This window comes from Pseudomonas sp. TAE6080, assembly GCF_018732265.1.
GTDB lineage: Bacteria > Pseudomonadota > Gammaproteobacteria > Pseudomonadales > Pseudomonadaceae > Aquipseudomonas > Aquipseudomonas brenneri.
This window is the reverse complement of the sequence record NZ_JAHIDY010000002.1, coordinates 52,920-65,950: the sequence shown is the minus strand read 5'-3', so window position 1 is coordinate 65,950 and position 13,031 is coordinate 52,920. Positions and strand designations below refer to the sequence as shown.

Here is a 13,031-nt window from a genome sequence, read left to right as displayed (position 1 = left end):
AAGGGTTGATTCTCGGCGCTCTCAGCGCTTTGCACAAAGGGATAAATGCGATCGTTCGCATGATTAAAACTCATGCAAGGATGATTCTGGTAGGGTTTCGGGATCGTGCCGTCGGAGTTTTCCTCATGTCTCGCCGTCTTCCTCCGCTGTATGCCTTGCGCGCATTTGAAGCTGCCTCCCGGCACAACTCCTTCACCCGCGCGGCCGAGGAGTTGTCGATTACCCAAAGTGCGGTCAGCCGGCATATCCGCACCCTGGAAGAGCACTTCGCCTGCCGCCTGTTCCAGCGCAGCGGGCGCACCTTGCAGCTCACCGAGTCGGCACGCCTGCTGCTGCCGGGCGTGCGTGAAGGGTTTGCCGCCCTGGAGCGCGCCTGCCATACCTTGAATGCCGAAGATGACATCCTGCGCATGAAGGCCCCGTCCACCTTGACCATGCGTTGGTTGCTGGCGCGGTTGAGTCGCTTCCGGCACCTACAGCCGGGCAATGAGGTGCAGTTGACCAGCGCGTGGATGAGCATCGATGAAGTGGACTTCAATCAGGAGCCGTTCGACTGCGCGGTCCTGCTCAGCGATGGGCATTTTCCTGCGGACTGGGAGGCCAGTTACCTGTTTCCCGAGTTGCTGATCCCGGTAGGCGCCCCGAATTTGCTCAACGATGGCCCCTGGGATGTGGCGCGCCTGGCCAGCGCTGAACTGCTGCACCCCACGCCGGATCGCCGTGACTGGCGACGTTGGCTGCAACGCACGGGATTGGCTGCGCGGGTGGCGATCAAGGGTGGGCAGGTGTTCGATACGCTGGAACTGGGCATGATTGCCGCTGCCCGGGGCTATGGTGTGTCCATGGGCGATCTGCTGATGGTGGCCGAAGATGTCGCCCAGGGACGCTTGAGCCTACCGTGGCCGACCGCAGTGGCCAGCGGCGAAAGCTATTACCTGGTTTGGCCGAAGACCCGTCCCGGCGGTGAGCGCCTGCGCCGGTTGTCGGACTTCCTGCAAAGCGAGGTCCGGGCCATGGAATTGCCGGCGGTCGAGCAACTCGACTGAATCGATGCAGCGCCCGCAAACCCTGTGTTTGGGTGATACCCCTGTGATTTGCTCAAGTATTGATCCAGGCCGCCGAAGTAAGGGGTGTCGGAGCCGCCAATACGCCGCGGCCCAGCGTGCCCCCTATTTCAAGAAATTCGCCGATTAGCGCTATGAGATCAGGATGATCCGGCCTCGGCCAGGAGCTGTCATGTCTCAACCCCGCGCCCGCATAGCTTCGCAACTGGGCCTTGCCCTGGCGGTCATATTGGCTGTCGTGATCAGCGGCAGCACCGTGTTTGCCCTGCGTTCCCTTGATTCGGCCAACCTGCAGACCCGCGAAGAACACCTGGCCAGCGAAGCGCGTTTGCTCGCCGACCAACTCAATACCTTCCACAGCACCTTGCGCGAAAGCACCCAGCGTTTGAGCGGGCTATTCGAAAAGCGCTTCGGCGCCGGTTTGAGCGTACGCCCCGAGCAGAGGGTGAACGTAGCCGGGGTGCAGACCCCGAGCCTGTACCTGGGCGATGAAGTGCTGAACAACAACTTCGACGAAGTCGATGAGTTCAAGCAGATGTCCGGCGGCGTGGCCACGGTGTTTGTGCGCAGTGGCGAAGATTTCATCCGCATCAGCACCTCCCTGACCAAACAGGACGGCAACCGCGCCATCGGCACGGTGCTGGATCGCCAGGGGCCGGCCTACCAGCGCCTGCTCGCCGGGCAGAGCTACATTGGCCGCGCGGTGCTGTTCGAACGTTCCTACATGACCCAGTACAGCCCGGTACGCGATGCCAGCGGCAAGGTGATCGCGGTGTTGTTTATCGGCTTTGACTACACCGATGCGCAGAACGCCCAGTTCGCCAACCTCAAGCGTTTCCGCATTGGCCAGACCGGCTCGCTGGCGCTGCTGGACGAGCAAAAACACTGGCTGGTGCCGCCTGCCGGTGTGCAGGCGTTGGAGCAGGCGGTGCCCGTGATCCTGGAGTTGGCGCAAAAACCTGGCCAGGGACGTTTCTGGAGTGACCAGAGCGAAGACTTCTACAGCGTTGCGGTGCCGTTTGACGGTGGCCCGTGGTCGGTAGTGGCGAGCATGCCCAAGGCCGAGATTCGCGCCGTGACCTGGGCGGTGGGTATCCGCCTGGTGATCGGCAGTGTGTTGGCGATGCTGCTGGCCGTGGGCGCGGCGGTCTGGTTGCTGCGCAGCAAGTTGCAGCCCCTGGGCGATCTGGTGCGCCAGGCCGAGGCCCTGGGCGCGGGTGATCTGAGTGCGCGGCTGAATGTGTCCAGCCATGACGAAATCGGTCAGTTGGCACGCAGTTTCAACCAGATGGGCGAGGCCCTGTCGACCATGGTCTCGCATATCCGCAAGGCGGCCGAGGAGGTCAATAGCCGTGCCCAGGCGCTGTCGGGCCTTTCGGGTGGGGCCTATGAAGGCATGGAGCAGCAGTCCGGCGAGATCACCAGCATGGCCGGCGCGGTGGAAGAGTTCAGCGCGACCTCGTTGAACATCGCCGACAACATGGGCAATACCGAACGCCTGGCCCAGGAAAATGCGCAGCAGACCCGCATCGGGCGTGATTCGATGCAGGAGGCGTCGTCGTCCCTGGAGCATATCGCCACGGCACTCAACAGCACGGCCACAGTGATCAATACCCTGGGCCAGCGCTCCCAGGAAATCGGTGGGATTGTCGGGGTGATCACCTCGATTGCCGACCAGACCAACCTGCTGGCGTTGAACGCCGCCATCGAGGCGGCAAGGGCCGGGGAGCAAGGGCGTGGGTTTGCGGTGGTCGCCGATGAAGTGCGCAACCTGGCGTCGCGTACCCGTCAGGCCACCGATGAAATTTCCGGGATGATCCAGAGCATCCAGCAGGAAACCGGCAATGCCATCAGCACCATGGAGCAGGGTAATGTGCTGATGCAGGAAGGCCTGTCGCGCAATGCCGACGTCGCGTCGGCCCTGGCACGCATTGACGAACAAAGCCGCTCGGCCGGCCAGCAGTTTGCCGCGATCACCACCGCCACCCAGGAGCAGAGCAGCACCGCAACCCTGCTCAGCAGCAACCTGCAGAGCATCGCCCTGGCCAATAGCGAGCAGCGTGAAGTGGTGTCGAACCTGGCCGTTACCGCCAAGGAACTGGAGACCCTGGCGGCAGGGTTGCGCCAGGAAGTGGATCGGTTCCGCTAAGGCTGATCAGTCCCCCAGCCCCGGGTCCACCCGTTTGCCGATGTCCTTGAGCCGCGCCAGTTGATCAACCATCCCTGGCGCTTCGTCGAGGCTGCTGACAAAGGTCCACAGATAGGTCATCACTGCATAGATATGGCCGGCCTTGACCGCAGGCGACAAGGCCAGTTGGCTGATCGCGACGATGAACAGCAGCGCGGCCAGCGCGCCGATGAACAGGTAGGCAGCGGCCTCGCGGTCCGACAGCCAGATCCGCAGGCGCGACAGCAGTTGATAATGGCGTCGCAGGGTTTGGGCGCCGACTTTCTCTACCAGGCCGATCTCCTTCTCCAGGCGGTTGTTCAACCGTTCGTGCAGTTGCTCGTTACGACGGGCAAAGCGCGGCAGCAGGGTGATGCATATCGCCAGCGCGGCAAAACAAGCCAGGCCAACCCAAGGTTCAATCACCAATAACATCACGGCTGCACCGACGATGGACACCAAGGCCGTTGCAATAATTGGCACATGTTTTTCGAAGAAATCGACAAAGTCCCGCGCCAGTACCACCCGCGCGGCGGCCTTTGACGTGCTGTGATTTTGCAGGCGCTGATTGAGAATCACCGGTACGGCAAGATCGGCGTAGATCCGGGTGAAGGTGCGGGTATCCAGGGCCCGGCGTGCGGCACCGACTACCCAGAAAGCCATCACCACCGCCGCATAGAACAACGCACTGCCGGCATCGCCGCGCAGGATCGAGTCCACCGCAAAACCGGCAAACAGGGGATAGGCCAGCAGCAATGCGTTCTCCAGCGCGACCAGTGACAGCGTGCAGAACAGCTTGCCGGGATAGGCCTTGGCGATTGCCTTGAGGGTTTGGCTGGCGGATTGCTGGCCGATTTTCTTGCTTTCTTCGATCAGGATGTGTGGCGTTACGGATGGCATGGGTGCACCAAAGGAGTAATAGGCGCTACTATTGAGCGACCGCTCAAGTATCCTTGAGCAGTCGCTCAAAAAGCAAGCGCCGCTTATCTGCCGGTGCCCGTAAGGAATTGCCCATGTCGCGTATCGACCGTAAAGACCAGATCATCGCTGCTGCCCTGGAGCTGTTTCGCAGCAAGGGTTTTGCCGATGTCTCCACCCGCGACCTGGCGGAGCATGCCGGATTGTCCCGCAGCCACGTGTATCACTACTTCAGCGACTGGAAAGAACTGCGCCGCGAAGCATTCATCCGCTTTGCCAATGAGCAACTGGACGAAGTGCGCGCGCCGTTGGCGGATGCACCGCCGCTTGAGGCCCTGGTGGGCTTCCTGCGTGGCTGCCTGCCATGCACCGCCGATGCTGGCTGGGCACTCTGGCTGGATGCCTGGGATGAAGCGATGCATGACGCGGAACTGGCCCAGGCGTATCTGCTGATCAATGCCCAGTGGCAAGCCATGCTCGCCGAAGTGATCGAGCAGGGGATCGCCACCGGGGTGTTTCGCTGCGATTCGTCCAGCCGTGCTGCACGCCAGATCTTTGCCGTGACGATGGGCTATACCGATGACCTGTTGCTCAAACCCTCTGTTGAGTCGGCAGAAGCTGTGCTGGAGGAGGTGATGGAAGTTGCGGGGCTGTTGCTGGATTTGCCCAGGGCGCTTTAATTCATGGCTGCCGGCCGGTACTGCAACGCTTCGGCCAAATGATTGCGCGTGATGCTGTCTGCCTGCTCCAGATCCGCCAGGGTGCGTGCGACCTTGAGTAGCCGATGAGCTGCGCGCAACGACAAGGTCAGACGCTCGCAGGCGGTTTCCAGCCAGCCTTCATCGACTTTTGAGAGCAGGCAGTGGCGCCGCAGGCCCGTCAGGTCGAGGAAGGCATTTGCACAACCCTGGCGTTGCTGCTGGCGATCCCTGGCGCTGGCGACAAGGGCTGAAGCGCTGGCCGTGTCATTGCCGGTTTGCCTGGCCGGGTTCAGTGCGGTGCTTTCCCGGGCGACGGTCAGGTGCAGGTCGATGCGGTCCAGCAACGGCCCGGAGAGTTTGTTGCGGTAGCGCTGGATCTGTTCCGGCGTGCAACGGCAGCGCCCGCTGGGTTCGCCCAGGTAGCCGCAGGGGCAGGGGTTCATCGCCGCGACCAGTTGAAACCTCGCCGGGAAGCTCACGCGGTCGCGCGCGCGGGAAATCACGATATGCCCGGACTCCAGCGGCTCGCGCAGCACCTCAAGTACCTTGCGATCAAACTCCGGCAATTCATCGAGAAACAGCACCCCGTGATGGGCCAGGGTGATTTCCCCAGGCTGGGGTTTCGAACCGCCACCTACCAGCGCCGGCCCGGATGCTGAATGGTGCGGCTGACGGAATGGCCGGTGGGGCCAGTGGCTCAAAGGGGCGAGGCTGACCACCGACTGGATCGCCGCCACTTCCAGGGCTTCTTGTTCGCTCAGCGGCGGCAGCAAGCCGGGCAGGCGGCTGGCGAGCAAGGTCTTGCCGGTGCCGGGTGGTCCGCTGAACAGCAGGTTGTGGGCACCGGCTGCGGCAATCAGCAGCGCGCGCTTGGCGGCAAGTTGGCCCTGCACTTCGCTCAGGTCCGGGTACGGCTTGTTCAGGTACAGCAACCCGTCGGACTTGTAAGGTTCGATCGGCACCAGCCCATTCAGGTGTGCCACCACTTGCAGCAGGTGATCCACTGCAATCACCTTCAGCCCGGAGGCCAGGCACGCCTCCTCGGCATTGGCCCGAGGCACGATCAGTGTGCGCCCGGCCTTGCGTGCAGCCAGGGCCGCCGGTAATACGCCTTTCACCGCTCGCACCTCGCCGGACAGGGCGAGTTCGCCAAGACACTCCACGTCATCCAGCTCCAGCGCGGGCACCTGCACACTGGCCGCGAGAATCCCCAAGGCAATCGCCAAGTCAAAACGCCCGCCGTCCTTGGGCAGGTCGGCGGGCGCCAGGTTGAGGGTGATGCGGCGTGCGGGGTACTGCAGCGCGCTGTTGAGAATGGCGCTGCGCACGCGGTCCTTGCTTTCCTTGACGGCGGTCTCCGGCAGGCCCACCAACGTCAGCGACGGCAAGCCATTGGCCATATGCACTTCGACCGTGACGGCAGGGGCTTCGACGCCGATCTGGGCGCGGCTGTGGACGATGGCGAGGGACATGCTCGATCCTTGAAATGGGCGACCGCTTCCTGCGGGTTTTTCAAGGGTAGACGAGGGAGGGGAAGATGCCGTGCGCAGGTTTTACAGAACGTATCCATGTAGGAGCGAGCTTGCTCGCGAAAAACGTCAACGATAACGCGGGGCTTCTGGATGCACGCGGCGTTCTCAGGTTTTTCGCGAGCAAGCTCGCTCCTACAGGGGCGGCGTGTTATTGCTCGCTGGGATTCAGCCGTGCTTCCAGCTCCGCCACCTTCGCTTCCAGGCTCTCCAACCGCGCGCGGGTGCGGGCCAGGACCACCATCTGGCTGTCGAATTCCTCGCGGCTGACCAGGTCCAGTTTGCTGAACCCGCTTTGCAGCAGCGCCTTGAACTGGCTTTCGATTTCATTGCGGGGCAGCGGGGTGTCGCCGCTGAACAGGCGAGAGGCGTGGCCGCTCAGGGCGTCGAGGAGGTCTTTGGGCGCGAGCATGGGAAACATTCCGGAAAACAGTTGGTCGGCAGTGTATCACGCAGTGCCTATAGTCTTTTTCATGTGCCCTGCGCACGGTTTTCGCGCATTGGCCTGAATGGTGGTGCACTGTTTTTGTGCGTATCCAGGCCGCTGCACGGGCCCATGGGTGGACGTAAGCCGGCAACGGATTGATTTCAGTGATTTTTACGGAGCTGGCAAGGTTTCTGCTTAGACGATCATGACCCATGCACTGATGCAGTCGCTGTGACGAATGCAGTGCGCTGACGGACCAGGGTACATGTTTCGTCACCAACGGTTAGCTGGCGTCGCAAAGGCAATTGCCGAGGCGACGATGCGTTACAAAGCCAGGCACTGCGCTTAGACTTGAGACGGGTTTGTTTTCCTGGGGCAAGTCCACCAATTCGGGAGAGAGTTTTCATGAAGCTAGTCACTGCCATCATCAAGCCGTTCAAGTTGGACGATGTACGCGAGTCACTGTCCGAGATCGGCGTGCAGGGCATTACCGTCACTGAGGTCAAAGGCTTCGGTCGGCAGAAGGGTCATACCGAGCTGTATCGCGGCGCGGAATACGTAGTCGATTTCCTGCCGAAGGTGAAGATTGATGTCGCCATTGACGACAAGGATCTTGATCGGGTTATCGAGGCGATAACCAAGGCGGCCAACACCGGCAAGATCGGTGACGGCAAGATCTTCGTGGTCAATCTGGAACAGGCTATTCGCATCCGTACCGGCGAAACCGATACCGACGCAATCTAAGCCGCCAAACCCCAACGCCCCAGGAGAAAACAATATGACTCTGCGTAAATTCGCAGGGCTAGGAGCCCTGTTGTCCATCGTAATGCCCAGCCTGGCCATGGCGGCAGACGAAGTGGCGGCTCCAGTCCTCAACTCCGGCGACACCGCCTGGATGCTGACAGCCACCGCATTGGTGCTGTTCATGACCATCCCTGGCCTCGCGCTGTTCTACGGCGGCATGGTCCGCTCCAAGAATATTCTTTCCGTGATGATGCAGTGTTTCGCCATTACCGGTCTGATCAGCATCCTGTGGGTCGTCTACGGCTACAGCATTGCGTTCGACACGACTGGCATGGAGCAGGGCGTCGTCAACTTCAACTCGTTCTTCGGCGGCATGGGCAAGGCGTTCCTGGCGGGTGTCACTCCGTCCAGCATCACAGGCCCTGCGGCGCTGTTCCCGGAAGCGGTGTTCATTACCTTCCAGATGACCTTCGCGATCATCACCCCGGCGCTGATCGTCGGTGCGTTTGCTGAGCGCATGAAGTTCTCCGCCATGCTGCTGTTCATGGCCATCTGGTTCACCCTGGTCTATGCGCCGATCGCGCACATGGTCTGGAGCGGCAACGGTGGCCTGATGTGGGACTGGGGCGTGCTGGACTTCGCTGGCGGCACCGTGGTGCACATCAACGCCGGTGTGGCTGGCCTGGTAGCGTGCATCGTGCTCGGCAAGCGTAAAGGCTACCCGACTACGCCGATGGCCCCGCATAACCTGGGCTACACCCTGATCGGTGCGGCAATGCTGTGGATCGGCTGGTTCGGCTTCAACGCCGGCTCCGCTGCAGCGGCCAACGGCACGGCCGGCATGGCGATGCTGGTGACCCAGATCGCCACCGCTGCTGCGGCACTGGGCTGGATGTTCGCCGAGTGGATCACCCACGGCAAACCAAGCGCCCTGGGCATCGCCTCCGGTGTGGTTGCCGGCCTGGTGGCCGTTACGCCGGCCGCCGGTACCGTGGGCCCGATGGGCGCCCTGGTGATCGGCCTGGCTTCGGGTGTGATCTGCTTCTTCTGCGCCACCAGCCTCAAACGCAAGCTGGGCTACGATGACTCCCTGGATGCCTTCGGTGTGCACGGTGTCGGCGGTATCGTCGGCGCGATCCTCACTGGTGTGTTCGCAGCCCCGATCCTCGGTGGCTTCGGCACGGTGACCGACATCGCTGCACAGGTCTGGATCCAGGCCAAGGGCGTTGGTTTCACCGTGATCTATACCGGTATCGTGACCTTTGTGATTCTCAAGGCGCTGGACCTGACCATTGGCCTGCGGGTAACCGAAGAGGAAGAGGCTGTTGGCCTGGACCTGGCGGAGCACAACGAACGCGGCTACAACTTGTAAGTACGCTTGAAAAAAACATGCCCGGCTTGCCGGGCATTTTTTTGTCTGGTATTTGCTGTCATGAAAGCGTGTGAGATTTTTTGTGCCGAGTTTGTGATCGGATCCACAAGGTACTTTTCACTGTGCGAATGTCTTACAGGCATGTAGGCGTATTCGGCACTTTGTTTTTTCCCAGAGCGCGCTAGAATGCGCGCCGATGGGCGCATAACTGTAGGTGGCAACAGGCTCTGATTACTCTGCGGGCCAGGCCCCGGGTTATTTCAAGGGTAGCCTGTCGAGCCACCAACTGAGTTTGCCGGTCAAGTCCGGCCACTTGGTGATGGGCACATGGCAAAGCGTTTATCTGGACGAGCAGCGTGATCATGACGGTGCTCGTGAAGTCCTCGCCACTTTGCATGGTGATGGGGCATAAGCCACTGGTTATCCGGTGGACGTTGATTTTTTTCCGGCAGCCTTCGACAGATGGTGAAGCTGGGCTATAACTAATCTGCTTTTCGCAAGTCATGAGGTAGAACATGAGCGACGATGATCTGGAAAACGACGACCTCGAAGTAGGTGACGACGATGAAACCGAAGAAGGTCTTGAGGCGGCTGCCGAAGACGTAGCTGACGACGACGGCGGCGATGACGCGCCGGCCCCGACAGCCAAAGGCAAGGCCAAGGCTGCTGTGTCGGTTGACGAGTTGCCAAGCGTTGAAGCCAAGAACAAAGAGCGCGATGCGCTGGCCCGCGCGATGGAAGAATTCCTCGCCAAGGGCGGCAAAGTGCAGGAAGTCGAGGCCAACGTGGTGGCAGATCCACCGAAAAAGCCGGATAACAAGTACGGCAGCCGTCCTATCTGAGGTCGGTTACTTGCTTGCTGAAAAAGCCCGCCGTCGCTGCGGGCTTTTTCATGGGCGAAACAAATTTCGGTCGGCCACCGCAGCCCAAACCCAAATGTGGGTGTTACTACCAGCGGGTCAGCAGCTCCGGCAATTCGGCTAGGCTACGAATCTGCGCATCCGGCAATTTCTCGCCTTCCCAGGCCTTGCCCGTCGGGTTGAACCACACTGCCCGCAGCCCCGCCTGCTGCGCCCCGGCGATGTCATCACCCGGATGATCGCCAATATGCACCGCCGCACTGGCCTCCACTCCGCCACGCTGCAATGCTTCCTGAAACAAGCGCACATCCGGCTTGGCGATGCCGATATCTTCGGCCCGCAGGGCAAAGTGGAAGTAATCCGCCAGGCCCACGCGCTGTACATCGGCATTGCCATTGGTGATCACTCCCAGCAGAAAGTGTTGGCGCAGGGCATGAAGCATCGGCTCGGCTTCCGGGAATACCGTGAGCTGGTGTCGCGCGTGAATGAACGCCTCATAGCAGGTATCGGCCATTTGCGTAGCTTGCGGTTGTGGGTAACCGGCCTCTTCAAAGGCGTGCATCAGCACCCGGTGGCGCAGGATGCTGATCCGGTGTTTGAGCTCGGGATGACGCTGCAACACCTGCTGGCGCAGGCTGGCGAAATGCTCCAGGGGCAAGTCGCCGACCTTGGACGCATGGGTGGCCAGCCATTGGCGCATCGATGCTTCGGCGCTGATGATGACGGGGACGTTATCCCACAGGGTATCGTCCAGGTCGAAGGTGATTAGCTTGATACTCATGAGTCGCCGCCTTTAACGCGTTTGGCCCGTGGATGGGCGCTGTCGTACACCGTCGCCAGGTGCTGGAAGTCCAGGTGGGTGTAGATCTGGGTGGTCTTGATATCCGAGTGGCCGAGCAGTTCCTGCACCGCGCGCAAGTCTTGTGATGATTCCAGCAGGTGGCTGGCAAAGGAGTGCCGCAGCATGTGCGGATGCAGGTTTTGCCCCAGCTCCCGCTCGCCGGCGGCCTTGACCCGCAACTGAATGGCCCGTGGCCCGAGGCGTCGGCCTTGCTGGCTGACAAACACCGCAGCGTCCGGCGGATTGCTCAAGGCCCGCAGGGGCAGCCATATCAGCAGGGCGTCGCGGGCTTTTTTGCCGATGGGCAGCACGCGGGTCTTGCTGCCTTTGCCGTGCACTTGCACCAGGCCATCGGCCAGGTCCAACTGATCGAGGTTGAGGCTGGTCAGCTCCGACAGGCGCAGGCCCGAAGAGTAGAGCAGCTCCAGGATCGCCTGGTCACGGTGCGCCAGGAAGTCATCCTCGACCGCGCCATCCAGCAGTTGCAGGGTGCGATCGGCATCCAGGGTCTTGGGCAGGCGGCGTTCGCCCTTGGGCGGTGCCAGGCCGTTGGCCGGGTCGTGATCGCACAGGCCTTCGCGGTTGAGGTAGTGATAGAGGCCGCGCACCGCTGACAGCAGGCGCGCCAGGCTGCGTGAGGATTGGCCTTGCTGGTGCAGGCGGGCAATCAGGCTGCGCAGGCCCTGGATATCGAGGGCCTTCCAGCTGCCGATCTGTTGTTTCTCGCAGAACGCCAGGACCTTGTTCAAGTCCCGCCGATAGGCTTCCAGCGTATGGGGAGACACCTGGCGCTCGCTGCGCAGATGAGCGCAGTAGGCGTCCAGTTGTCGTTCCATGGCTAGCGCACCGCGCGCAGGGCGGTGGTGAAGCGCGGCAGGCTGCGGCTCAACACTTCGGCAATGTAGGTCAAAAACAGCGTGCCTACGGTGCTCTTGTAGTGCTGCGGATCACGGCTGGCGATGGCCAGGACGCCGTGCAAGCCTTGATGGCTGAGGGCGACTACGGCAGTAGAGCCGATCTGCACGCGCTGGTCCTCGCCAAACAGGAAGTCCAACTCATGCTCACGCAGGGTGCCGCTGATGGTCTTGCCTTCCGACAGCAGGCCACCAATGGCGGTCTGCGCCTCGCTGCCCTTGACCCAGCGCCCAACCGGCATCGGGTTGTCGCTGAACAGGATCAGGCTGACAAACGGCACCTGGAAGTCCTGGCGCAGGCTGTCTTCGACGGCAATGGTCAGGTCTTCCAGGCTGCCTGCATCCAGCAGCGCCAGGATCAGGCGGCGGGTCTTGTCGAACAGACGGTCGTTGTCGCGGGCCACGTCCATCAGTTGCGAGAGTCGATGGCGCATCTCGATGTTGCGCTCGCGCAGGATTTTCATCTGCCGCTCCACCAGCGACACGGTATCGCCGCGCTGGTGGGGAATGCGCAAGGCCGGCAGCAGTTCTTCGTGTTCGACGAAGAAGTCCGGATTAGCCTCCAGGTAAGCGGCGACGGCCGCTGCCTCCAGGCTTTCGCAAGGGGATCCTTCGGGCTGCTTGGCGGGAGCCTGGGGCTTATCGGTCATTGGCGAGGCGCTCTCATAGACGGACTTGTCCTTCGTATACACGGGATGCCGGGCCGGTCATTTTCACCGGTTGGCCTGGGCCTGCCCATTCGATGGACAGGCGTCCGCCGGGCAGGTCGATCAACAGTGGCGAATCCATCCAGCCCTGGCTGATCGCAGCCACGGCAGCGGCGCAGGCGCCAGTGCCGCAAGCCTGGGTTTCCCCGGCGCCGCGCTCCCACACACGCAGTTGCGCACGGGAGCGGTCGATGACCTGCAGGAAACCGACGTTGACCCGTGCCGGAAAGCGCGGGTGATGTTCGATCTTCGGCCCCAGTTCATGCACCGGCGCATTGTTGATGTCGTTGACCCGCAGCACGGCATGGGGGTTGCCCATGGACACGGCTGCCACCTCGACGACGGTGCCGTCGACATCCAGCGGATAACTCAGCGCCTGGGCGTCAGCCTGGAACGGAATATCGGCTGGTACCAGGCGTGGGGCGCCCATATCGACGCTGATCTGGCCGTCGCTGCGGATATCCAGTTCGATAATGCCGCTTTTGGTCTCGACGCGAATCTGCCGTTTGGCGGTCAGGCGCTTGTCCAGCACAAAACGGGCGAAGCATCGCGCACCGTTGCCGCACTGTTCCACTTCGGAACCGTCGGAGTTGAAGATCCGATAACGGAAATCCACCTCCGGGTTGCTCGGCGCCTCGACGATCAGCAACTGATCGAAGCCGATGCCGGTATGGCGGTCGCCCCACAGCTTGGCGTGCTTGGGCAGGATGTGCGCGTGCTGGCTGACCAGGTCAAGGACCATGAAGTCATTGCCCAGGCCGTGCATCTTGGTAAAACGCAGCAGCAT

14 protein-coding genes are annotated in these 13,031 nt (G+C 61.8%); 7 read left to right on the top strand and 7 right to left on the bottom strand.

Annotation, left to right across the window (positions count from 1 at the left end; translation table 11 throughout):
* Positions 1-125: 125 nt before the first annotated feature.
* Together KL786_RS02720 and KL786_RS02715 are read left to right on the top strand one after the other, a co-directional pair.
* The gene (locus tag KL786_RS02720) at positions 126-1,046 is read left to right on the top strand and encodes a LysR substrate-binding domain-containing protein (protein WP_215516656.1); all 921 of its coding nucleotides are present in this window, start codon (positions 126-128) and stop codon (positions 1,044-1,046) included.
* Between the two features lie 190 nt (positions 1,047-1,236).
* Positions 1,237-3,213, top strand: a complete 1,977-nt coding sequence (locus tag KL786_RS02715) for a methyl-accepting chemotaxis protein (RefSeq protein ID WP_215516655.1) — start codon at positions 1,237-1,239, stop codon at positions 3,211-3,213.
* A gap of 6 nt (positions 3,214-3,219) precedes the next feature.
* On the opposite strand, the gene KL786_RS02710 is transcribed toward KL786_RS02715, so the two are convergent.
* Entirely contained in the window at positions 3,220-4,131 is a 912-nt protein-coding gene (locus tag KL786_RS02710; RefSeq protein WP_181941695.1) for an ABC transporter six-transmembrane domain-containing protein, read from the bottom strand.
* A 113-nt stretch (positions 4,132-4,244) separates the two neighbouring features.
* On the opposite strand from KL786_RS02710, the gene KL786_RS02705 reads away from it, so the two are divergent.
* Positions 4,245-4,829 carry a TetR/AcrR family transcriptional regulator gene (locus KL786_RS02705; RefSeq protein ID WP_090292413.1) on the top strand — a complete coding sequence of 195 codons (585 nt, stop codon included), beginning with the start codon at positions 4,245-4,247 and terminating at the stop codon, positions 4,827-4,829.
* Here KL786_RS02705 and KL786_RS02700 read toward each other — a convergent pair.
* Both KL786_RS02700 and KL786_RS02695 read right to left on the bottom strand, forming a co-directional pair.
* Positions 4,826-6,322: a YifB family Mg chelatase-like AAA ATPase gene (locus KL786_RS02700; RefSeq protein WP_215516654.1), complete on the bottom strand. Its 1,497-nt coding sequence runs from the start codon at positions 6,320-6,322 to the stop codon at positions 4,826-4,828. The genes KL786_RS02705 and KL786_RS02700 overlap by 4 nt on opposite strands.
* 208 nt (positions 6,323-6,530) lie before the next feature.
* Positions 6,531-6,791, bottom strand: a complete 261-nt coding sequence (locus KL786_RS02695; protein WP_215516653.1) for an accessory factor UbiK family protein — start codon at positions 6,789-6,791, stop codon at positions 6,531-6,533.
* 420 nt (positions 6,792-7,211) lie between these two features.
* Here KL786_RS02695 and glnK point away from each other — a divergent pair, with 420 nt between their 5' ends.
* The 4 genes from glnK to sutA all read left to right on the top strand — a co-directional run bounded on the left by glnK (position 7,212) and on the right by sutA (position 9,764).
* The gene (glnK, locus tag KL786_RS02690; protein WP_002555808.1) at positions 7,212-7,550 is read left to right on the top strand and encodes a P-II family nitrogen regulator; all 339 of its coding nucleotides are present in this window, start codon (positions 7,212-7,214) and stop codon (positions 7,548-7,550) included.
* Positions 7,551-7,584: 34 nt separating this feature from the next.
* Entirely contained in the window at positions 7,585-8,922 is a 1,338-nt protein-coding gene (locus KL786_RS02685; RefSeq protein ID WP_032856882.1) for an ammonium transporter, read from the top strand.
* 214 nt (positions 8,923-9,136) lie between these two features.
* Positions 9,137-9,334, top strand: coding sequence for a YjbQ family protein (locus tag KL786_RS02680; RefSeq protein WP_215516652.1), 198 nt, complete (start codon positions 9,137-9,139; stop codon positions 9,332-9,334).
* Between the two features lie 103 nt (positions 9,335-9,437).
* A complete protein-coding gene (gene sutA, locus KL786_RS02675; protein WP_032856883.1) occupies positions 9,438-9,764 on the top strand; it encodes a dormancy-specific transcriptional regulator SutA in 327 nt (108 codons plus the stop codon).
* A gap of 106 nt (positions 9,765-9,870) precedes the next feature.
* Here sutA and KL786_RS02670 read toward each other — a convergent pair whose 3' ends face one another.
* From KL786_RS02670 to dapF, 4 genes are read right to left on the bottom strand one after another with little or no spacing between them, the layout of a single operon-like run.
* Positions 9,871-10,563 carry an HAD family hydrolase gene (locus KL786_RS02670; protein WP_215516651.1) on the bottom strand — a complete coding sequence of 231 codons (693 nt, stop codon included), beginning with the start codon at positions 10,561-10,563 and terminating at the stop codon, positions 9,871-9,873.
* Entirely contained in the window at positions 10,560-11,459 is a 900-nt protein-coding gene (gene xerC / locus KL786_RS02665; protein ID WP_215516650.1) for a tyrosine recombinase XerC, read from the bottom strand. The genes KL786_RS02670 and xerC overlap by 4 nt, the downstream gene beginning before the upstream one ends.
* A gap of 2 nt (positions 11,460-11,461) precedes the next feature.
* A complete protein-coding gene (locus KL786_RS02660; RefSeq protein WP_032856888.1) occupies positions 11,462-12,187 on the bottom strand; it encodes a DUF484 family protein in 726 nt (241 codons plus the stop codon).
* A 13-nt stretch (positions 12,188-12,200) separates the two neighbouring features.
* Positions 12,201-13,031 carry a diaminopimelate epimerase gene (gene dapF, locus KL786_RS02655; protein WP_032856890.1) on the bottom strand — a complete coding sequence of 277 codons (831 nt, stop codon included), beginning with the start codon at positions 13,029-13,031 and terminating at the stop codon, positions 12,201-12,203.